This window comes from Mycetocola sp. BIGb0189 (genome assembly GCF_024810155.1).
GTDB lineage: Bacteria > Actinomycetota > Actinomycetes > Actinomycetales > Microbacteriaceae > Mycetocola > Mycetocola lacteus.
This window is the reverse complement of record NZ_JANUED010000009.1, coordinates 109,712-131,277: the sequence shown is the minus strand read 5'-3', so window position 1 is coordinate 131,277 and position 21,566 is coordinate 109,712. Positions and strand designations below refer to the sequence as shown.

Here is a 21,566-nt window from a genome sequence, read left to right as displayed (position 1 = left end):
CCTAGTACTGCCGATCGAGGAAGGCGCGCAGATCCGCCAGCTCGGGACCGGAGATCGAGTGGTCCAGGCCCTCGTAGATGCGACCGGAGAGGGTCGAGTGATCGGGCAGCCAGTCGGTGGTGCGGGCCACGGCCTCGTCGCTGATCACGGTATCGGCGCTTCCGCGACCCCAGAACACCGGGGGACGGGTTTCCTGCAGGATCGCGTCTCCGGGCTGCTCGCCGGCCACCACGAACCCCGCGAGGTTTCCGGCGAAGGCGAAGCGTTCGGGGGCACGACGCAGCAGGTGGACGGACATGGCCCCGCCCTGGGAGAACCCGGCGGCGGCGACGCTGGTCGGGGTGAAGGGGAGGGCATCGATCCAGGCGATGATGGCATCCACCGAGGCGTCGAGGCCCGCGGGATCGGGGGCACCGGGGACCGCGAGCGGGAACCAGGACCAGCCATCGATCGGCCAGGGGGCCTGCAGCGGAGCGCGCAGCGAGGCGATCACCGGGGCGTCGGGAAGGTGCGGGACCAGGCCAAACAGGTCGGCCTCATTGGACCCGTAGCCGTGCAGCAGGAGCAGCAGGGGACGCCCGGCGCGCTCCTCCTCGGGAACCGACCAGAGAACGGCATCGGGGGTGATCGCGGGGAGGGACATCGGCGGATCCTTCGGCTCGGGGCTTGTGGCTAAACGGGTCACCTCCCAGGTTAGGCTCTTCCACCGACATCCGCACCAGCCGCCGCCTCCGGCCGCGCTCGCTCGAAGCGAAATCGATTGGCTCGCTTCCCCCGGCGAATCTTGTAAGAATGAAGCATGAGCGTACGTACCCCGGATCCCGAACCGCTGCCCGATGAGCCGAGCCGTCCGGTGAACCCGGGCTGGCTGAGTGATGTGGAGCTGGAGGAGATCCGGCACCGCCTGCCCCTGCTGTATGTGGAGGCGATCCCCGTGCGTCAGGACGGCCTGGGTCAGGTCACCGAGGTGGGCATCCTGCTCCGGGGCACCGCGCTGGGCGCGATCACCCGCACCATCGTCTCGGGTCGGGTGCTGTACGGCGAGACCCTGCGCGAGTCGCTGTTCCGGCACCTGGAGAAGGATCTGGGGCCGATGGCGTTCCCACTGCTGCCCGCCTCTCCGGTCCCGTTCCACGTGGCCGAATACTTCCCGCTGCCCGGTGTCTCGGCTTTCACCGATGAGCGCCAGCACGCGGTCTCTCTGGCCTATGTGGTGCCGGTGACCGGAACCTGCGAGCCGCGCCAGGATGCCCTGGAAATCACCTGGCTCACCCCCGAGGAGGCATCGAGTGATGCGCTCGCCGCCGAGATGGAGGGCGGCCGCGGCACCCTGCTGCGTGCGGCACTGGCCTCGGTCGGCGCGCTGCGCTAATCGCCCTCGAAGCCGGGAGCACGCCGTTCCCGAGTGAATAAAGGTGGGCCCCATCCGAATTGATCGGATGGGGCCCACCTTTGTCTGTGGGGCCGAAACCCCGTGCGGCCGGAGCCGCTAGTGACTAGTAACCGCTGGGAGCGGAGGCGCGACGCGGACCGTTGCCGCGACCGCGCGAGTTGCCGCCGTCGGAGCTGGTCGAGTACATGGCCGAGGAGCCGCCGCGGGTGTTGCCACCGCGACCGCCGCCGGACTCGCCACGACGAGCCTGACCGGCACCGGCACCCTGGCCGCGACCGCCCTGACCGCGTCCACCCTGACCGGCACCCTGACCCGAACGCTGAGCGCCCTGGCCGCGTCCGCCTTCGGTGCGCTGTCCGCCGCGACCGCCCTCGGTGCGCTGGCCGCCCTGGCCGCGTCCACCCTCGGAACGCTGACCGCCCTGGCCACCGCCCTGCTGAGCCTTGCGCTGTCCGCCACCGGGACGGTCGGCGCGACCCTCGCGGATCGCACGCTTACGCAGCGCGTTGGCACCCTGGCTCTTGCCGCCGCCACCCTGCTGCTGGACCGGGGCCAGCGGCGCGGGCTTCACAAAGGCGGCAACCGGGCCGACGAGCTCGGTTACGGCGGCCGAGTCGGCATCCACCTGCTGGAAGTCCACGGTGATCGCGGCCTTCTTCATGATCTTCTTGAGGTCATCGGTCTGGCTGGGCAGGCAGATGGTCACCACGTCACCCTCGGTGCCCGCACGAGCGGTACGGCCCGAGCGGTGCAGGTACGCCTTGTGTTCCATGGGCGGGTCGACGTGGACAACCAGCTCGACGCCATCTACGTGCACACCACGGGCGGCGACGTCGGTGGCCACCAGGACGCGCACGCCCTCGGGACCGGTCGAGCCGAATGCGGCCAGGTTGCGGTCACGCTGGGGCTGCGAGAGGTTTCCGTGCAGGTCCACCGCGGGGATGCCCTGCGAGGTGAGCTGCTTGGCCAGCTTCTTGGCCTGGTGCTTGGTGCGGGTGAAGAGGATCCGCTTACTCTGGCCGCTGGCCAGGGTGGTGATCAGGTCCTTCTTGCCCTCGAGCGAGGAGATCGAGAAGACATGGTGGGTCATGGCGGCCACGTGCGAGGTAGCCTCGTCCACCGAGTGCAGGACCTCGTTGTGCAGGAAGCGGCGCACGAGCTTGTCCACACCGTTGTCCAGGGTGGCCGAGAACAGCAGTCGCTGACCGTTCTCGGGGGTGGCCGAGAGCAGACGGGTGACAACCGGGAGGAAGCCGAGGTCTGCCATGTGGTCGGCCTCGTCAATGACGGTGATCTCCACGGCGTCCAGGCGCACGTGGCCCTGCTTCATGAGGTCTTCCAGGCGGCCGGGGCAGGCCACGACAATGTCGACACCGGCGTTCAGCGCGTTGACCTGACGGGTCTGGTTGATGCCACCGAAGATGGTGGTGGTCTTCAGGCCGTAGGCCTCGGCCAGCGGGTTGATGACCGCGGCGATCTGGGTGGCCAGCTCGCGGGTCGGCGCCAGGACCAGACCCAGCGGGCGGCCGGGACGACGGTTGCCGCCGGCCAGCTCGGTGGCCAGGCGTGCAACCAGGGGGATCGAGAAGGCAAGGGTCTTACCCGAGCCGGTCTTTCCGCGGCCGAGGACGTCGCGTCCGCCGAGGGTGTCGGCCAGGGTGTCTACCTGGATGGGGAAGGCGTTCTCCTTGCCATCGGCCGCGAGGACCTTAACGAGCGGAGCGGGAACGCCGAGTGAGGCGAAAGTGGTTTCTGACATGCTGGTGCCTTTCGGGCATCACGTCCCCGCGGGCAGCGGCACGGCCGAGCTTCGGGGCAGGGGTGGCGAAGGCGCAGGTGTGCGCATCCGTTCGCCGTATGAAGTGTCATCGAATCGGCGTGGCCGACGAGAGAGGGAGCGTTCTACGACGCACGTGAGCGTGGGGCGGTGCCCCGAACGAGATCACGAGTGCCTCCAGTCTAGCGCGACCGCTCGCTCACGCCCAATACTCACGGGGAAAGCACATCGGGAGGGCCGGATCGAAAAATCGTCCCTCGTCCCGCCCTTGGGGTCGGATCGTTGACTTCGTGCGGAAGACTCCTCCGAGAGTTTGTCTTCCATGTCGCCCAAATGGCACTTATTTGTCAAATTAACTTGAGCAAATGAAAACGAAAGCGTAGAGTCGTTGACATGAACACGGTAACAGTCGCCAAGACGATCGCCGGTTCAGATGGGGTGCATGCCTCATTTCACACGACGGTTCCTGTCACGGGGCCGCGACTTCCTCATTGCCTGCGCTGGCGGGTGGGTCGCGGTGCTACACGGATGCCACGGGGCGTAGAGGCGTCCTTGGTAGCTAGGAAACACGGACCAACGATTTTCGCGCATGGGAGGAGCACAGATGACGACCACACACCACTTAGCCGGCAGGAAGCCGGGATTCCCCTCGAAAGATGCGTCAAACGGTGCCGGCCTTCCCGCGCGACGATCGGTGTGGCGAAGGTGGGTGAGCGCCGAGTGAACACCGGTGAACTCACCGCCTGGGCGGGTGAGGCCACCATCGCGCAGGCCGTGCTGGTAGCGGGGGCGATCATCGCGGTCGCGACCCTCTGCTGGCGCGTCTGGCCCTGGCTTAAGGGGTTTGTGGCGCTGGTGAGTGCGCTGGGGGATCTGCCCCGGTTTCTCACCGACACTCGCCGCCATGCTCGGGAAACCACCGCGGTTCTGACCGCGGTGAAAGACCAGGTGCTGCCCAACCATGGGGGCAGCATGCGTGACGCGGTGGATCGCGGTGAGCGGGCCTCGGCCGAGCTCGCCGTCAGGCTCGGCGCAGTCGAGCAAAAGCTCGCCGACCTGGAGGACACGCTGACCCGGGACAACACCCGGATTGCGGTTCTCGAAGCGGTGCAACCGCGCGATGCGCGTGGTCGGTTCATGAAGGAGGAGGGATGAGTATTTTCACCCGAAAATTCTGGTCCTATGCCGGAGAACGGGCCATCAAAACCATGGCGCAGGCCGCCGTTGCCCTGATCGGCACCGGCAGCCTGGGGCTGCTGGAGGTGCAGTGGTGGGGGGTGCTCTCGGCCTCACTGTTGGCCGGGATCATCTCGATCCTGACATCGATTAGCACCCCGCAGGTTGAGGATGCACACCTCGATCAGTTCCGAGACTTCCCGCCCGGAACCTAATGCCTTGGAGCGCATCTCGCGTTCCGAGATTCACAAGAAACACATAACGAAAGGAGGAGTGATGGCAAGACTTCCGTTTGCGCGGAGTCAGGTGACCCAGGTTTTTGGGCCGCGTGATTTTCCGCAGGACCCCTTCCACAAGGGGATCGATTTTGGTTCCGGTGTCAGCGTCGGGCTGGCAGTTCCGGTCGCGGCGGCTGGAACCGTCATCGGCTCGGGCCAGAGCGCTGCGATCAACTTTTGGAAAGAGGTTGACCACGGTGGTGGCTGGACCACGCGCTATCACATGCTGGGGTCGTCCGCCGGTCCCGCCGTGGGAGCTCGGGTTACCGAGGGCCAGACCATCGGTTTTATCGGCCCCAAGTCTGGTGTGAGCACCGGGGTGCACCTGCACTTCGAGGTTCACAACAAGAACCAGTCCCGGCCGAACTACGGCACCGCCGTAGATCCGCTGACAAACATCAACAACATCCCCGGACCGACCGGTCCGACCACACCCCGAATTGGAGAAGACATGCCCAAGATCCTCAAGGTGCCCAACGGCACCATTGCCCTGATTTCCGAGCTCGGTCAGACCGTGTACACCAGCATGAGCGGTGGGCAGGGTTTTAGCATCGGTGCCAACACCAAGGCCTACGGCGAGGTGACCCTCTCGACCGAGGATGAGCTGTCCACCGTGCTGCGCGAGTCGCGTAACCGCTACTCGCAGCTGGTCGCCGACGTGGCTGCCGCGGTCAAGGCTGCACGCTAGGTGACATCGCCTCGGTGTTGGTGACGATCAGCCCCTCGGCGTCAGGCGGTCGGGGTTCCCTTCGGGGGGCTCCGGCCGCCGTTTGCGTCGTTGCAGGGGGCGCTGCCGGACACACGAGCCCCATATTTGTCCTCGGGGGCGCACGCTGGAGGCATGCAGAAAACTAGCGGTATGGCCTCTCGGAACCCACTGTGGGCGCGTGTATTTCGCACGGCCCCTCTTCTTCTGGTGGCCGGTATTGCACTCACCGGATGCGCATCCGGGTCCGCAGTGCCTGGGGCGGCGCCCAGCGCATCCGCCGTGCTCACCCCGGCTGGCGAGGGTGGTGACCATCCGGATCAGGCGCACCGCGGCGATCGGGACCGGGACCAGGGTTCCCCGATTCGCCACGTCGAGATCCGAGTGAGCGGCGACGCCCCTCGCGCGCTCATCCGTGACTTTACGGTGCCCGAGAGCCAGAATCGGCGACACCTGGATGACGATGTGAGTGATCGTGAGAACGCCGCCGCCGCTACCGAGCAGACCCTTCCCTGGAGCACCGAATTCGACCTGACCCTGGACGCGAACGGTGACTATCAAAAGGTCATCGTCTGGGCTCAGAACATCCCGGGAAACGTCGGTGAGGTGCGGTGCGAGATCTACGTGGATGGGGAGCGTAAATCCCACCATGACGAGGACGATAACGACCCGGTGAGCTGCGATAAGAAGCTCGACCTGGACTAGCCCGATCGCGAGCGCCCCTGCATCGAGGCCTGACCGATCGGTTTAGCCTGCCTCATTCGCGCGCTGTGCCCACCCGGGTGCGAGCGCGCGAATTTTTTGTCCCCGCCACTGCCACAGTGCCCACAGCACGGGCCAGTACAGCGGTGCCATCGGCCCGTGGAACTCGACCCGGTCGCGCCAGAGCGAGCGGCCGGGATCCCCTGGCAGTGGAGAGACGGCCATCCGGTGCCGCCAGCCGGTGAGCAGTGCCAGCGGCCCCGAGGTGGCGCCACCGGTATCAACAAAGAGGTTGGTGCGGCCATCCTCGGCCTGTTCGAAGCTCACCCGAATGATCTGTCGGCCCAGTGGGATGATCCCAAACAGGCGTGCCCGGCACTCCACCGATCCCGGCTCCCACATCGTGGCAACGGCTTCGAGGTTTTCCAACTCGACCGATGCGCTGCCGTTCTCCGGGATGAAGTCCCCAAGCGGGCGGACGTCCACCAGGGGGGAGTAGAGCTCACGCACCACGGCGACCGAGCGGAGCGCGCGCCAGGCCGCATCGGATGGAGTGTCCATCGGGAACTTCAGCTGAACGTACATCCCACCAGTCTGGGTGATCGTGATCGCGAGCGCCAGCGTGTATCCCTGCGCACAAATCATTTCTTGTGAGGGCGGTGACGGGGTGGAGTGTTCGCTGGGGGATCGCGCTCCGGGATCGTTGTCATGAATCCCGCGTCATCCCGTTAATTGCCCCATGGATGTCAAAGATTTAGTAATATCGTAGACATTCACGTCATTTGATATGTAATCAGGAATGAGGAGGGGCGGTGGCAAGACTTCCGTTTGCCCGGAACCAGATCACCCAGGTTTTTGGGCCACGCAACTTTGCACGGGATCCGTTGCACCGAGGGGTCGATTTCGGCTCCGGAGTGTGGGCCGGACTCGCGGTTCCGGTTGCCGCCGCGGGCACTGTGAGCCGTGCGGGTCAGACTGCCGCGATCAACTTCTGGAAGGAGGTGGACCACGGGGGCGGGTGGAGCACGCGCTATCACATGCTTGGATCGGCGGCCGGTCCGGGGGTGGGGAGCCGGGTGTCCGAGGGGCAGACGATCGGATATATCGGCCCAAGATTTGGGGTCAGCACCGGGGTCCACCTGCACTTTGAGGTGCACAATCGGGGCGCTTCTCGTCCCGGATATGGGACCGCGGTGGACCCGCTCACCCACATCGATTTGATCAGTAGCGCAGGGGTTCAGCCCCCGCAAGAGGAGGACATACACATGATTCTTATTCAATCTCCGGGACGTGGGGCAGCCCTTATCGGTCCCGGATTCTTTCGACCGTTGCGGAATGCGGAGGAAATCGAACAGGCGGCCCCGCTCGCGCAGCGTCGGCTGAACGGAAACGATCGTCAGTTTGATGTCTGGCGAGCCCTCGTTGTTGGCGGATAGCGCAGACCGGATGAATCCGCTGTGCCGCCACGAGCGTTTTCACGGAATGCGGTAAAAAGAATCTATGGCGATCCGTTACTGGCTCGGAGTAGTTTCCGGGCAGCAGGCCGCGTGGTGTAAGCGCCACGGGGTGTTTGCGGTGTCGCCGGGATTACGTCGAGAGCTTGCCGAACTGGGTGAGGCCGACGGGCTTGTGCTCTATAGCCCGCGTACCCGCCCGACCGATGAGGACCCCCTGCGCTCCTTCACCGCAATCGGGAGGCTGACCGCAAGCGACGTGCGTCGCGTGGAGATGCCTACCCCGCCGGGTGAGCGCCTGCGTCCCTGGCAGCGGGCTGTGCTCTGGGAGCCCGATGCCGATGTGATCCCCCTGCGCCTGCTGCGCGATGTCCTCGACCTGTCTGCCGGATGGGACTGGGCAAAGCCCCTGCGACGCGGACTCATCGAGATCTCGGCGCGTGACTTCCGCATCCTGCGTGAGGAGATGGGCCCGCCGCTGCCCGAGGATCGTCCACACGGCATCGCCGCCGCCGGGCCCGGAGGGGACCCGAACATTGCGCCCGGTGCCGGGTTGCTGCGCTGGCGCGAGGAGCAGTCCGAGCAGACCCCGGGGGCGGCACTGCCGCTGTGGGTCGCGGAATCCGAATAGGTTGTATGACGGGAATTATGTCACCCGACACGATCGAGGCCTCCGTGCGGATTACACTGGCACCGTGACCGATTCCAGCCTCCCCGAAACCTTCGCCCCCGCCCAGGCTCGCTACCAGGTGCGCTTCGACTTCGGATCGGCCGGGCTGCGTCGCCTCGCCGACGCCGACATCATCGTCTGGGTGGATGCCCTACCCGAGGCTGGCTCGCTGCCGAGCCTGGAAGAGGTCGCTCCGACCAGCGCGATCATCCTCGGTGCCCTCACCACCCGTTCGGCCGTGGCCGACTGGATCCTGCGCCGCCAGGTAGATCTGGGAAAGCGGGTCAGCATTGCGCTGGTTGCCGCCGGATTCGAGGATGGGTTTGCGAGCCACGATCTGCTGGCCGCCGGTGCCATCATCGAGGCGCTCGCCGACCGCGGCATCGACTTCACCTCCCCCGAGGCCGCCGTGGCCGGTGCCGCCTATGCGGGACTGCGTCAGGCCAGCGGACACCTGTTTACCGCCTCGGTGGTTGGCCAGAACGTGCGCCGCAAGCTGAGCCTGGAGCCGGTCAAGGCCGCGGCCCAGATCGATAGCCAGACCGAGGTTGTGGTGCTGCGCGAGTCGCCGGTACCGGTAGAGGCACACGCCGAGTAACGCCGCCCAGGGGTGCCGGTGCGGGCTTGTCCGTTCCGGGCACATGCCTCGACTTGGCCTGTTCGTCTGTGGGCCCCATCCTCGGGTTTCCGGAGAGGGTCGTCGAGTGCGGAGTCTCCCGCGCTACAGCGTGGGCAGACGGTTGCCGGCCAGCGCCAACTGGGTGCGCTCGGCCAGGCGGGCACGGTGGCGGCGGACCTTGTCGCGGTTGCCGCAGCGCTGCATCGAGCACCAGCGGCGGGTTCCGGCGCGGGAGGAATCGAAGTAGATCAGATCGCAGTCGTCCGCCGCGCAGTGACGCAGGCGTCCGGCCAGGCGACCCGAGAACAGGGCCACCGCATCGCGGGCGATGCTCGCGAGCACCTGCGCTGCGCGCGGTTCGGTGCGTCCGGCCTGACGGGCACCGCCGGCCAGGCGTGCCGGGACATCCGGGGTGGCCGCATACAGGTTCAGCATGTCGATGTCGGTGCCCGCGGGCGGGTACTCATCTGCCAGGGCCCGGGCGATCCGCGCGATGGTGGATCGCAGGGCCTGGGCATCCTGGAGGTCACGGTCGGTTGCGGGGGAGCAGGGGATGCGGGTGCTCAGCCAGGTGCCCAGTGCGAGCGGGTCGCCCAGCAGCTCCACGGCCTCGTCCAGGTGTCCATCGGCCGCACCCCAGGCACCGGTGTAGCAGAAGTCAAGCGCGGTGCTGCCGCTGTCAAACAGCCAGGTCACGCCCTCTCGGGAGCGGAACTCTTGGCCCGTCGCAACGGTTTCACCATTCTGATCAATCACGAACCCAAGGGTATTGAATCCGGGGCCCGAACGTGAAATCACGTGCGTGATGCGCGCGCTAGCTGGCGCGCGCCAGGATCTTCTGCAGCGTCCCGATATTGCGGGTGGTGATGTTCAGGCCGCGGGTGCCCGCGCGGGCGGTGGCCTTGGCAAACGGGGTGGTGGTGCTGGAACCGCGCGGGACAGACCACCAGAGCACGTGGCGATCGGGGTCGCCCACGACCCGGTCCTCACCCTCCGCGTCCCAGGCGACGAGCCCGGCCCAGGTTTCGGTCTGGTCCGGGGTGGGATCGGCAAACACCACGTAGCGGTGACGCTCGGGATCCTCGGCAAACGGTGTCCGGGTCAGCAGCGAGGCCAGCTCGGACACCTCAACCAGGATGACCCGGGCCGAGTATCCGAAGCGTTCGGAGAGGGCACGCTCGATGGTTGCGGGCTCGATCGCCCCGGAAAAGCACACGTTGCCCGTGGCCAGAACCGTGCTCACCGATCTCAGCCCCAGGTCGGTGAAGACCGCGGCCAGCTCGGCCGAGGTGATGCGCACCCCGCCGACGTTGATCCCGCGCAGCAGCGCAACCCGCGTGGCGCTCATCGGTTCGACTCCGCCCGGATGCACGGGTGCGTGTTCAAAGGCTCTGCGCTCATCGACTCACCATCGCCGCGGCACGGGTGGCCGCGGTGATCTCCCGGCGAATCCAGCGCAGCTCATACTGCGGATCAAAGCTCGCCGAGCATTCGGCGCAGGAGCTGCGACGCACGGGCTTGCGGTACCGAAAGATTGTGTGACCCTGCGGGCAGGTTCCCACCCAGGGGGCCAGCTCATCGGCGGTCTCGCCGTGGTGTAGTCGGGAACCCTCATAGCCCAGCCCCTCGGCCACGCGTCGCCACTTGGGACCGTGTGCGGCCTGGGATCCGGCGAGGGCGTGGGCAACCTCGTGCAGCAGGATCTGATGGATCTCGTCGTCCTCATAGCGGGCGGCGAGATAGCGGGACACCGAGATTTCCTTGGCGGTGTAATTACACAGCCCGGCTCGCCGCTTAGCGTTGTCGAAGCGGAAACTCCATCCCTGGTTGGGGAGGTGCAGCGTGATGAGTGCCTGCGCCCAGATTCGGACGCGCTCAAGATCGGCCATGAGACTACGGTAACCCCTCCCGGTGACTTTGGTGCCCGGAATGCTGAAACTGGGTCCCGAAGTGGGGTTAGCTTCCCTGCCGGTTGAAGGTGAACACACCCCGGTCGGGCAGCGGGGACCCCACCGCGTCGGCGTCGGTCGCGGGTCGTGCGCCGCCGATGAAGGCGCGCAGTTCGGTTCCCTGCACGGCCTTAGCGGGGTGCGGCCCGCCGGCGAGCAGGCGCGGGATGAAGTCCATCGGCAGCGGCGCGAACGACCCGATCAACACCACGTTGCCGAATCGGCGCCCCTTGAGGATCTGGGTTTCGGCCAGCGCCGCCACGTTCTCGGTGACCGCGCCGAGGGTCGCCGCCTGGCTGCGCGCAAATGCGAGACCCGGGCCGTCGGCCACGTTGACCGCGATGATCCCGGTGGGGGAGAGGAACTTTGCGACCTCGCGGTAGAACTCGACGCTGGTCACGTGGGCGGGGGTCTGGCCGCCGGAGAAGATGTCGACCACGATCAGGTCGCAGGCCCCGTGCATCCCTGCGGGCAGCTTGCCCAGGGTTTCGCGGGCGTCGCCGTAGCGGACCCGGATGGCCGCACGCTTGGGCCACGGCAGGTGCTCGCGCACCAGGTCGATCAGCTCGCGCTCGAGCTCCAACACCTGCTGCCGACTGCCGGGACGGGTGGCCTCCACGTAGCGGGGCAGAGTCAGCGCACCGGCGCCCAGGTGCAGGGCGGTGATCGGCTTTCCGGGGGTATCCAGCAGGTCGATCACGTGACCGATGCGCTGCACGTACTCGAAAAACAGGTTGTCGGGCCGGTCAAGGTCGACGTGGGATTGCGGGGTCCCATCCACCACCAACTGGAACGTGCCGGGCACAAACTGGTCGGGCTCGATCACCGCGTGATAGCCGCTAAAGCCGAGTTGGACGCCGGGGTTTTCCTGCTGTTGAGCCACAGATAGAGCGTAGCTTACGGCCGCGGGAGTGGATCACTCGCGCGCTTATACCGGACCGCTTCAAACTTTTCAACTCGCGTACTGGACTTTGCGTGAATTGTCGCATATGCTTGACCTTTGCGCTCCCAGACGTTTCACCACGCCTTCATATTGCGGTCGGCCTCGGTGCTTCACTACCCAGATAACGGGGTTATGAAGTGTCCGCACTGTTCGTCCGGCGAGTACTCCACCTTACTCACGGTAACTAGGCCCGACGGGGCCCACGGAGGTAATTTCCTTGGCTGCTGCGCGCAACGCATCCACCACTTCACCCAAGAACGGCCGCGGGCACTCCCGCCTGTCGTTCGCAAAGATCACTGACACCCTAACGGTCCCCGACCTGCTGGCTCTCCAGACCGAGAGCTTCGACTGGCTGGTTGGCTCGGAGGCGTGGAAGACCCGCGTCGCCGAGGCTGAGGCCGAGGGACGCAACGACCTGCCGACGAACTCGGGCCTCGATGAGATCTTCGAGGAGATCTCCCCCATCGAGGACCTGGGCGAGACCATGCAGCTCAGCTTCACCGCTCCGTTCCTGGAGCCGGAGAAGTACTCCATCGAGGAGTGCAAGGAGCGTGGCAAGACCTACGCTGCTCCGCTGTACGTCGAGGCTGAGTTCATGAACCACCTCACCGGCGAAATCAAGACCCAGACGGTCTTCATGGGCGACTTCCCGCTGATGACCGAGCGCGGTACCTTCATCATCAACGGTACCGAGCGTGTGGTTGTGTCCCAGCTGGTTCGTAGCCCCGGTGTCTACTTCGAGCGCACCCCCGAGAAGAACTCCGACAAGGACCTCTACTCGGCACGCGTCATCCCGAGCCGTGGTGCATGGCTCGAGTTCGAGATTGACAAGCGCGACCAGGTTGGTGTGCGTATCGACCGTAAGCGTAAGCAGTCGGTCACCGTCTTCCTCAAGGCCCTGGGTCTGACCAGCGAAGACATCGCCAGCGAGTTCGCCGGCTACGAGTCGATCGCCCTGACCCTGGAGAAGGACTCGATCGTCTCCAAGGACGACGCCCTGCGCGACATCTACCGCAAGCTGCGTCCGGGCGAGCAGGTGGCCGCCGAGGCTGCCCGCGCCCTGCTGGACAACTTCTACTTCAACTCCAAGCGTTACGACCTCGCCAAGGTTGGTCGCTACAAGATCAACAAGAAGCTTGGTCTTGAGGCACCGCTGACCGACTCGGTCCTGACCGTCGAAGACATCGTCTCGACCATCAAGTACCTGGTGCGTCTGCACGCCGGCGAGACCCACTTCACCGGTGTCCGTAAGGGCGCTCCGGCGGAGATCCGCATCGACACCGACGACATCGACAACTTCGGTAACCGTCGTATCCGTGCCGTGGGTGAGCTCATCCAGAACCAGGTCCGTACCGGCCTCAGCCGTATGGAGCGCGTGGTTCGCGAGCGCATGACCACTCAGGACATCGAGGCGATCACCCCGCAGACCCTGATCAACGTGCGCCCCGTCGTCGCCGCGATCAAGGAGTTCTTCGGAACCTCGCAGCTGTCGCAGTTCATGGACCAGAACAACCCGCTCGCGGGTCTGACCCACAAGCGTCGTCTGTCGGCCCTGGGCCCCGGTGGTCTGAGCCGTGAGCGCGCCGGTGTCGAGGTGCGAGACGTTCACCCGTCCCACTACGGCCGCATGTGCCCGATTGAGACCCCTGAAGGCCCCAACATTGGTCTGATCGGTTCGCTGGCATCGTTCGCACGCATCAACGCCTTCGGTTTCATCGAGACCCCCTACCGTCGCGTTGTCGACGGTGTGGTGACCGAGAACATCGATTACCTGACCGCCATGGAAGAGGACGACTTCATCGTCGCCCAGGCAAACGCACCGCTGAACGAGGACGGTTCGTTCTCCGAGGACCGCGTGCTGGCTCGTAAGAAGGGTGGAGAGGTTGACCTCTTCGCACCCGACGAGATCGGCTACATGGACGTCTCCCCGCGCCAGATGGTGTCGGTAGCAACCTCGCTGATTCCGTTCCTCGAGCACGACGATGCAAACCGCGCGCTCATGGGTGCCAACATGCAGCGTCAGGCTGTGCCGCTGCTGCAGAGCACCTCGCCCATCGTGGGAACCGGTATGGAGGGCTTCGCGGCCATCGACGCCGGTGACGTTGTGACCGCAAACCGCTCGGGTGTTGTGGCTGAGGTTTCGGCAGACGCCGTGACCGTTCAGCTCGACGAGGGCGGCTCGGAGACCTACTACCTGCGCAAGTTCGACCGCTCGAACCAGGGCACCAGCTACAACAACCGCGTGGTTGTGACCGAGGGTGACCGGATCGAGGCCGGCGAGGTTATCGCCGACGGTCCCGCCACCGAAAACGGTGAGCTGGCACTGGGTAAGAACCTCCTCGTGGCGTTCATGACCTGGGAAGGTTACAACTTCGAGGACGCGATGATCCTCTCCCAGAACCTGGTGAAGGACGACACCCTCTCCTCGATTCACATCGAGGAGTACGAGGTTGACGCTCGCGACACCAAGCTGGGTAAGGAAGAGATCACCCGCGACCTGCCCAACGTCTCCCCGGACCTGCTGAAGGACCTGGACGAGCGCGGCATCATCCGCATCGGTGCCGAGGTTCGCCCCGGCGACATCCTGGTCGGTAAGGTCACCCCGAAGGGTGAGACCGAGCTCTCCGCCGAGGAGCGCCTGCTCCGTGCCATCTTCAACGAGAAGAGCCGTGAGGTTCGCGACACCTCGCTGAAGGTGCCCCACGGTGAGCGCGGTACCATCATCGCCGTCAAGGAGTTCAACGCCGAGGACGGCGACGACGAGCTGGGCTCGGGCGTCAACCGCCGCGTCGTGGTCTACATCGCCCAGAAGCGTAAGATCACCGAGGGTGACAAGCTCGCCGGTCGTCACGGTAACAAGGGTGTCATTGCCAAGATTCTGCCGGTTGAGGACATGCCGTTCCTCGCCGATGGAACCCCGGTGGACATCGTGCTGAACCCGATGGGTATCCCGGGTCGAATGAACTTCGGTCAGGTGCTGGAAACGCACCTCGGCTGGATCGCGACCCAGGGCTGGAAGGTAGAGGGCAAGCCCAGCTGGGCCAAGAACCTGCCCGAGCAGGCTCGTGAAGCCGCCCCGGGCACCAAGGTTGCGACCCCGGTGTTCGACGGTGCGTCCGAGGAGGAGATCGCGGGTCTGCTGGACTCCACGATCCTCACCCGTGACGGCGACCGCCTGATCGACCACTCCGGTAAGGCACAGCTGTTCGATGGCCGCTCCGGCGAGCCGTACCCGATGCCCATTTCGGTCGGTTACATGTACATCCTGAAGCTGCACCACCTGGTGGATGACAAGATCCACGCGCGTTCGACCGGTCCGTACTCCATGATCACGCAGCAGCCGCTGGGTGGTAAGGCACAGTTCGGTGGACAGCGTTTCGGTGAGATGGAGGTGTGGGCCCTCGAGGCCTATGGCGCCGCCTACGCACTGCAGGAGCTGCTCACGATCAAGTCCGACGACATCCTTGGCCGCGTCAAGGTGTACGAGGCGATCGTGAAGGGTGAGAACATCCAGGAGCCGGGTATCCCCGAGTCCTTCAAGGTTCTGATCAAGGAAATGCAGTCGCTCTGCCTGAACGTGGAGGTTCTCTCCGCCGATGGCCAGGTTGTGAGCCTGCGCGACACCGATGACGACGCCTTCCGCGCCGCCGAAGAACTCGGTATCAACATTTCTTCCCGGTTTGAGTCCTCGTCCGTGGACGAGATCTAACCAGGCCCACGCAGAGATTTTCCAGAGAATTTCCTGAGGAGAGAAATTGCTCGACGTAACAACTTTTGACGAGCTTCGCATTGGCCTGGCTACCGCTGACGACATTCGTCGTTGGTCGCACGGTGAGGTCAAGAAGCCGGAAACCATCAACTACCGCACCCTGAAGCCCGAGAAGGACGGTCTGTTCGGTGAGCAGATCTTCGGCCCGAGCCGCGACTGGGAGTGCTCCTGTGGCAAGTACAAGCGTGTCCGCTTCAAGGGCATCGTTTGTGAGCGCTGTGGAGTAGAGGTCACCAAGTCCAGCGTTCGTCGTGAGCGCATGGGCCACATTGAGCTCGCCGCCCCCGTCACCCACATCTGGTACTTCAAGGGTGTGCCCAGCCGTCTGGGTTACCTGCTGGACATGGCACCGAAGGACCTCGAAAAGGTCATCTACTTCGCCGCCTACATGGTCATCTCGGTGGACGAAGAGGGCCGTCACCAGGACATGCCGGGTCTGGAGAACGAGCTGCGTCTCGAGCTCAAGACCCTGGGTGACCAGCGTGACGCTCGCATCGCCGACCGCCTGAAGAAGCTCGAGGACGACCTCGCAGCCCTTGAGGCCGAGGGTGCCAAGTCCGACCAGAAGCGTCGTGCGAAGGATGCGGCTGAGAAGGAAATGACTCAGACCCGCAAGTCCTTCGACGAGCAGATCGCTCAGCTCGAGCGCGTGTGGGAAGACTTCCGCAACCTGAAGGTTGGCGAGCTGAAGCCCGAGGACACCGTGTTCCACGAGCTGCAGGACCGCTACGGCATGTACTTCGAGGCATTCATGGGTGCCGAGGCAATCAAGAAGCGCCTCGAGACCTTCGACCTGCCCGCCGAGGCCGAGCTGCTGCACCTCCAGATCGCCGAGGGCAAGGGTCAGAAGAAGATCCGCGCCATCAAGCGTCTGAAGGTTGTCAACTCCTTCATTCAGACCGGCAACTCGCCGGCCGCCATGGTGCTCGACGTTGTTCCGGTGATCCCGCCGGAGCTGCGTCCGATGGTTCAGCTGGACGGTGGCCGCTTCGCGACCTCCGACCTCAACGACCTGTACCGTCGTGTGATCAACCGCAACAACCGTCTGGGCCGTCTGCTGGATCTCGGTGCCCCCGAGATCATCGTGAACAACGAAAAGCGCATGCTCCAGGAAGCCGTCGACGCCCTTTTCGACAACGGTCGTCGTGGACGTCCGGTCACCGGTACCGGTAACCGTGCCCTCAAGTCCCTGAGCGACATGCTCAAGGGTAAGCAGGGTCGATTCCGTCAGAACCTGCTGGGTAAGCGCGTGGACTACTCGGGCCGTTCGGTCATCGTGGTGGGCCCGCAGCTGAAGCTGCACCAGTGTGGTCTGCCCAAGCAGATGGCTCTGGAGCTCTTCAAGCCGTTCGTGATTAAGCGCCTGATCGACCTGAGCCACGCTCAGAACATCAAGGCCGCCAAGCGCATGGTTGAGCGCGCCCGTCCCGAGGTCTGGGACGTGCTCGAGGAGATCATCCGTGAGCGTCCGGTGCTGCTGAACCGTGCACCTACCCTGCACCGCCTGGGTATCCAGGCCTTCGAGCCTCAGCTCGTTGAGGGTAAGGCTATTCAGCTGCACCCGCTGGTTTGTGCCGCGTTCAACGCCGACTTCGATGGTGACCAGATGGCTGTTCACCTGCCGCTGTCGGTTGAGGCTCAGGCCGAGGCTCGCATCCTGATGCTCGCCTCGAACAACATCCTGAAGCCGTCGGACGGTCGTCCGGTGACCCTGCCCTCGCAGGACATGATCATCGGTCTGCACCACCTGACCACCGTGACCGAGGGTGCCACCGGTGAGGGCCGCGCGTTTGCGACCGTCTCCGAGGCGATCATGGCCAAGGACCAGGGCAGCCTGGACCTGAACGCCATGGTGAAGATCCGTCTGAACGACGTGCACTTCTACCCGGCCGTCAAGCCCGAGGGCTACGAGGGTGGACCCATCGTGGTCGACACCACCCTGGGTCAGGCACTGTTCAACGAGCTGCTGCCCGCGGACTACCCGTACGTTCAGGACGTCGCAGACAAGGGCCGCCTGTCGGCCCTGGTCAACGACCTCGCCGAGCGCTACCCGAAGAACGTGGTTGCCGCGACCCTGGACAACATCAAGGACGCCGGTTTCCACTGGGCTACCCGCTCGGGTGTCACCGTGGCACTGTCCGACGTTCTCACCCCGCCGAACAAGCGCGAGATCGTGGCCGGCTACGAGAAGAAGGCCGCCAAGGTTCAGAGCCAGTTCGACAAGGGTCTGACCACCGACGCCGAGCGTCGTGCCGAGCTGATCGCCATTTGGACCGAGGCTACCGACAAGGTCGCCGAGGCCATGCGTGCGAACTTCCCCAAGGACAACACCATCAACCGCATGGTGTCCTCGGGTGCACGTGGTAACTGGCTGCAGATCCGTAACATCGCGGGTATGCGAGGCCTGGTGAACAACCCGAAGGGTGAGATCATCCCTCGCCCGATCATCTCGTCCTACCGTGAGGGCCTGTCGGTTGCGGAGTACTTCATCGCAACCCACGGTGCTCGTAAGGGTCTGGCCGACACCGCTCTGCGTACCGCCGACTCGGGTTACCTGACCCGTCGTCTGGTGGACGTCTCGCAGGACGTCATCATCCGCGAGGACGACTGTGGCACCACCAAGGGCCTCTCGCTCCCGATCGCCGCCGTGGACTCCACCGGTGTTCTGGTTCGTGACCCCAACGTGGAAAACTCGGTGTTCGCTCGTTCGCTGGCAACCGCCGCGGTAGCCGACAACGGCACCCTGGTGGCCGACGCCGGTGCCGACGTGGGTGACGTGCTGATCGACGAGCTGGTTGCCGCCGGTGTTCACACCATCAAGGTGCGTTCGGTGCTGACCTGTGAGTCCGCCGTCGGTGTGTGTGCTGCCTGCTACGGCCGCTCGCTCGCTACCGGAAAGCTCGTGGACATCGGTGAGGCCGTGGGTATCATCGCGGCCCAGTCGATTGGTGAGCCCGGTACTCAGCTGACCATGCGTACCTTCCACACCGGTGGTTCGGCTTCGGCCGATGACATCACCCAGGGTCTGCCCCGCGTCCAGGAGCTCTTCGAGGCTCGTACCCCCAAGGGTGCAACCCCGATCGCCGAGGCCGCAGGTCGCATCACCATCGACGAGACCGACAAGGCTCGTAAGGTGATCCTGACCCCGGATAACGGCGATGAGCCGGTTGTCTACCCCGTGCTGAAGCGTGCGACCCTCCTCGTTGAGGACGGCCAGCACGTTGAGCTGGGTGCTCCGCTGCACGTTGGTGCCGTGGACCCCAAGGAGGTGCTGCGTGTGCAGGGCGTGCGCGAGGTGCAGAAGCACCTCGTGGGCGGCGTGCAGGGCGTGTACCGCTCGCAGGGTGTGCCGATTCACGACAAGCACATCGAGGTTATCGTTCGTCAGATGCTGCGCAAGGTGACCGTGGTTGACCACGCCGACACCGAGCTGCTGCCGGGTGAGCTGGTTGACCGTTCGCGGTACAACGAGCTGAACCGTGCCGCACTGGCAGAGGGCAAGCGCACCGCCTCGGCGCGTCAGGAAGTCATGGGTATCACCAAGGCTTCGCTGGCCACCGAGTCGTGGCTGTCGGCCGCGTCCTTCCAGGAGACCACCCGGGTTCTGACCCAGGCGGCCATGGAGGGCAAGTCCGACCCGCTGGTGGGCCTCAAGGAGAACGTCATCATCGGTAAGCTGATCCCGGCCGGTACCGGTCTGGCTCGCTACCGTAACGTGGCTGTCGACGCCACCGACGAGGCGAAGGCCGAGCGCTACCCGAACCGGATCTTCGCATCCGACGGTGTGTTCGACGAGAACGACCTCTCGTTTGTGGACTTCGACTCCTTCACCGGTGACGACTTCACCCCGGGTACCTACAACTAGTAGATAGCCAGATAAGACCCCGTCCGCCTCCTCGGAGGCGGGCGGGGTTTTGCGTTTTCACCGGGAATTATCGCGACTGGATAACGAAATAGTTTGTGGGTGTAGTTTGCACTGGCGCAGACGGCGGTGGGACATAAACTGGGAACAATTCATCACGCTGGGAACGTGGTTGATCGGGGTGTGGCCGGCACGGGGATTTCTGACCGGGGTGCATCCAGGTTGATCGAGGCTCTGCCTCTCCCGGTACGGCACGGGTCAAACGACCCATTAATTGGCGCGCCAAGACGCGAGGAAAGGAACCATCATGACCACACCCGAGGGCCCCAACGTTCCGGAAGAATTTCCGGCGGAGGCCTCATCCACCGAGTCAAAAAAATCACATACTGGTCTGTGGATCGGTATCGGCATTGCGGTTCTGGTGGTGATTGCGGTGGTGATAGCCGCGGTTTCGGGTGCGTTTGGTGGCGGGAAAACGGCGGAGTCCCCGAGTCCGAGTGCCGAGGTTTCGGCCTCCGCTTCGGCCAGCCCGTCGGTGGCGCCGTCGGAAACGCCGACCGCGTCGGAGGCCCCGACCGCCCCGACCCGAGTGTCCGTTCCCACCGACTGTCAGGCCGTGTTCACCCCGGCATTCTTGCAGAAGATTGACGGTGATCCGAACTACCCGCTGAACAACCCCGATGTGGGCCAGGACAGCAGTCGTGACGACCAGATCATCGCCCTGACCAAGACCCTGGAGCCGCGCATCTTCTGCAGCTGGGGTGCACCCAGCGATAGCGGCGCGAACACCACCGTGGCCGCGGTCACCGAATCCCAGGCCGCGACCGTGAACGCCAGAATGAAGGCCATTGGTGCGACCTGCACCGAGGTTGACGGCGGAACCCGCTGCGTCCTCAGCCGGGTTGCCCCCGAGACCATTGAGCAGTATGGAATGTACGCGGGCGTAGCGGAGAGCTCGTTCACCCGGGACGGGCTGTGGATCAGCACTCAACAGGTGAACTTCCGCGCTGAAGACTACCTTCAGGACTCCATTAACGCGATTTTCGGCTCCTAAACCGAGCTGTTACACGGAAAGTAAAAACACGAATGACTGAACACTCGTCGGAACAAGACGTAGTCCGCCCCCGCCGCACCGGCCTCTGGGTCGCCATTGCCCTGGTTGTCGTGGTGATCGCGGGCCTGATCATCGCGGCCGTCTCCGGCGCCTTCGGCGGTGGAAGTGGCGCATCCTCCAGCCCCTCGGCGTCGGCATCCGCCTCGCCTTCGGCGACGGCCTCGGAGTCACCCTCCGCAACGCCCGAGCCCTCGGCAAGCGCGCCGGTACCCGCTGCGCTGCCTGCGGACTGCACCGCGGTCTATTCGCCGGGGTTCCTGGCCGAATATGCCGAGCGCAACCCGTTGAATGATCCCACGAACCAGCTTGACGGCTCCTCGGATGATAAAACAATCGCGCTGATCAAGGCGGTTTCGGATAAGCAGCTGCGTTGCACCCTGGGTGGTGCCGGAGAGAGCGGGGCATCGACCTTCGTCTCTCAGGTCACTCCCGAGCAGCAGGCGGCAGTGCTCGCCCTGCTGGCCGAGCGCGGTGCCACCTGCGACGCCGAGCTGGACGGCACCCTGTGCCAGGTTCTGACCCTGCACTATGAGGGAATCGATCGCGCGTGGGAGACCAGCTACTTCCGCGACGGACTGTGGATTCAGGCCGAGCAGGTGCAGTTCCTGGACAAGCGCGACTTCATCACCGACATCGTGCACACCGTTTTCGGGTCCTAAACCCGGTCACGGTATCCCGCGTCCCGTCGCTCTCTCCCGAGAGTGGCGGGACGCGGGCGTTTAAGGTGTCGCGCAGGGGATGTCATGATGACGCATATAACGAGCGAATTTTGCGTGTTTCTTCTTGCGACAGGTGTGGCATCATTTTGCGCCATCCCGCGGGAGTATTGGCGGCGGCTCGACCGTGGAACATGACGTCGAGCTCTGACGTCGTCCCGGGTCTAGTCGGCCAGCCACATGCGGTTATCGCCGTCATTCCGCCGCAAAACATAGCGAATGTTTTTGATTGGATAATCCGCCGGACACACGGTGTGGAACAACGCAAATCTGATCGGGTTTTTCAAGTCGAAACGGCCGAAAATATCGAGGTGGCCGACTGATTCGGAGTCGAGATCCCGATGCCGACTACTTGCCCCATTCACGGGGATGATTAACCTATTGGTCAGAACGTAGCCTGGAGCCATGTACGCATCAACGGGGGTCATAGACGGCGAA

20 protein-coding genes are annotated in these 21,566 nt (G+C 64.7%); 12 read left to right on the top strand and 8 right to left on the bottom strand.

The annotated features are described in order from the left end of the window. Position 1: 1 nt before the first annotated feature. Positions 2-643, bottom strand: a complete 642-nt coding sequence (locus M2390_RS14300; RefSeq protein WP_259179691.1) for an alpha/beta hydrolase — start codon at positions 641-643, stop codon at positions 2-4. 156 nt (positions 644-799) lie between these two features. On the opposite strand from M2390_RS14300, the gene M2390_RS14295 reads away from it, so the two are divergent. After that, positions 800-1,372 (top strand): NUDIX hydrolase family protein, encoded by a 573-nt coding sequence (locus M2390_RS14295; protein ID WP_030147952.1) that lies wholly within the window; start codon positions 800-802, stop codon positions 1,370-1,372. Between the two features lie 124 nt (positions 1,373-1,496). Here M2390_RS14295 and M2390_RS14290 read toward each other — a convergent pair whose 3' ends face one another. Continuing rightward, entirely contained in the window at positions 1,497-3,152 is a 1,656-nt protein-coding gene (locus M2390_RS14290; RefSeq protein ID WP_030147953.1) for a DEAD/DEAH box helicase, read from the bottom strand. Between the two features lie 738 nt (positions 3,153-3,890). Between M2390_RS14290 and M2390_RS14285 the strand changes: the two genes are divergently transcribed. The 4 genes from M2390_RS14285 to M2390_RS14270 all read left to right on the top strand — a co-directional run bounded on the left by M2390_RS14285 (position 3,891) and on the right by M2390_RS14270 (position 6,035). After that, complete coding sequence (locus M2390_RS14285) at positions 3,891-4,325, top strand: hypothetical protein (protein ID WP_259179686.1); 435 nt, start codon at positions 3,891-3,893, stop codon at positions 4,323-4,325. Beyond that, a complete protein-coding gene (locus tag M2390_RS14280) occupies positions 4,322-4,561 on the top strand; it encodes a holin (protein WP_259179684.1) in 240 nt (79 codons plus the stop codon). Before M2390_RS14285 ends, M2390_RS14280 begins: the two co-directional genes overlap by 4 nt. Before the next feature lie 61 nt (positions 4,562-4,622). Then, positions 4,623-5,312 (top strand): M23 family metallopeptidase, encoded by a 690-nt coding sequence (locus tag M2390_RS14275; RefSeq protein WP_259179681.1) that lies wholly within the window; start codon positions 4,623-4,625, stop codon positions 5,310-5,312. Between the two features lie 171 nt (positions 5,313-5,483). Beyond that, on the top strand, positions 5,484-6,035 hold the full coding sequence (locus tag M2390_RS14270) for a hypothetical protein (RefSeq protein ID WP_259179680.1): 552 nt from the start codon (positions 5,484-5,486) through the stop codon (positions 6,033-6,035). Positions 6,036-6,077: 42 nt separating this feature from the next. On the opposite strand, the gene M2390_RS14265 is transcribed toward M2390_RS14270, so the two are convergent. Continuing rightward, positions 6,078-6,617 (bottom strand): hypothetical protein, encoded by a 540-nt coding sequence (locus M2390_RS14265; protein WP_259179678.1) that lies wholly within the window; start codon positions 6,615-6,617, stop codon positions 6,078-6,080. A 227-nt stretch (positions 6,618-6,844) separates the two neighbouring features. Between M2390_RS14265 and M2390_RS14260 the strand changes: the two genes are divergently transcribed. The 3 genes from M2390_RS14260 to M2390_RS14250 all read left to right on the top strand — a co-directional run bounded on the left by M2390_RS14260 (position 6,845) and on the right by M2390_RS14250 (position 8,754). Further along, positions 6,845-7,468, top strand: coding sequence for a M23 family metallopeptidase (locus M2390_RS14260; protein WP_259179677.1), 624 nt, complete (start codon positions 6,845-6,847; stop codon positions 7,466-7,468). 64 nt (positions 7,469-7,532) lie between these two features. Then, positions 7,533-8,117, top strand: a complete 585-nt coding sequence (locus M2390_RS14255) for an EVE domain-containing protein (RefSeq protein WP_259179675.1) — start codon at positions 7,533-7,535, stop codon at positions 8,115-8,117. Positions 8,118-8,181: 64 nt separating this feature from the next. After that, positions 8,182-8,754, top strand: a complete 573-nt coding sequence (locus M2390_RS14250; protein ID WP_259179672.1) for a 2-phosphosulfolactate phosphatase — start codon at positions 8,182-8,184, stop codon at positions 8,752-8,754. Positions 8,755-8,877: 123 nt separating this feature from the next. On the opposite strand, the gene M2390_RS14245 is transcribed toward M2390_RS14250, so the two are convergent. The 4 genes from M2390_RS14245 to M2390_RS14230 all read right to left on the bottom strand — a co-directional run bounded on the left by M2390_RS14245 (position 8,878) and on the right by M2390_RS14230 (position 11,607). Then, positions 8,878-9,531 (bottom strand): CGNR zinc finger domain-containing protein, encoded by a 654-nt coding sequence (locus M2390_RS14245; RefSeq protein WP_259179670.1) that lies wholly within the window; start codon positions 9,529-9,531, stop codon positions 8,878-8,880. Between the two features lie 58 nt (positions 9,532-9,589). After that, positions 9,590-10,123 (bottom strand): DUF1697 domain-containing protein, encoded by a 534-nt coding sequence (locus M2390_RS14240; protein WP_259179669.1) that lies wholly within the window; start codon positions 10,121-10,123, stop codon positions 9,590-9,592. Between the two features lie 49 nt (positions 10,124-10,172). Continuing rightward, positions 10,173-10,664: a SprT-like domain-containing protein gene (locus tag M2390_RS14235; RefSeq protein WP_121687525.1), complete on the bottom strand. Its 492-nt coding sequence runs from the start codon at positions 10,662-10,664 to the stop codon at positions 10,173-10,175. Between the two features lie 67 nt (positions 10,665-10,731). Then, positions 10,732-11,607 (bottom strand): spermidine synthase, encoded by an 876-nt coding sequence (locus M2390_RS14230; RefSeq protein WP_259179666.1) that lies wholly within the window; start codon positions 11,605-11,607, stop codon positions 10,732-10,734. 277 nt (positions 11,608-11,884) lie between these two features. Here M2390_RS14230 and rpoB point away from each other — a divergent pair, with 277 nt between their 5' ends. From rpoB to M2390_RS14210, 4 genes are all read left to right on the top strand, one after another. Further along, positions 11,885-15,376: a DNA-directed RNA polymerase subunit beta gene (gene rpoB, locus M2390_RS14225; RefSeq protein ID WP_030147966.1), complete on the top strand. Its 3,492-nt coding sequence runs from the start codon at positions 11,885-11,887 to the stop codon at positions 15,374-15,376. A 46-nt stretch (positions 15,377-15,422) separates the two neighbouring features. After that, positions 15,423-19,301 carry a DNA-directed RNA polymerase subunit beta' gene (gene rpoC, locus M2390_RS14220; protein ID WP_121687523.1) on the top strand — a complete coding sequence of 1,293 codons (3,879 nt, stop codon included), beginning with the start codon at positions 15,423-15,425 and terminating at the stop codon, positions 19,299-19,301. Between the two features lie 304 nt (positions 19,302-19,605). Further along, positions 19,606-20,352, top strand: a complete 747-nt coding sequence (locus tag M2390_RS14215) for a hypothetical protein (protein ID WP_259179665.1) — start codon at positions 19,606-19,608, stop codon at positions 20,350-20,352. Positions 20,353-20,384: 32 nt separating this feature from the next. Beyond that, positions 20,385-21,071 (top strand): hypothetical protein, encoded by a 687-nt coding sequence (locus M2390_RS14210; protein WP_259179664.1) that lies wholly within the window; start codon positions 20,385-20,387, stop codon positions 21,069-21,071. 221 nt (positions 21,072-21,292) lie between these two features. Here M2390_RS14210 and M2390_RS14205 read toward each other — a convergent pair whose 3' ends face one another. Then, positions 21,293-21,556: a hypothetical protein gene (locus M2390_RS14205; protein ID WP_259179663.1), complete on the bottom strand. Its 264-nt coding sequence runs from the start codon at positions 21,554-21,556 to the stop codon at positions 21,293-21,295. Positions 21,557-21,566: the final 10 nt, after the last annotated feature.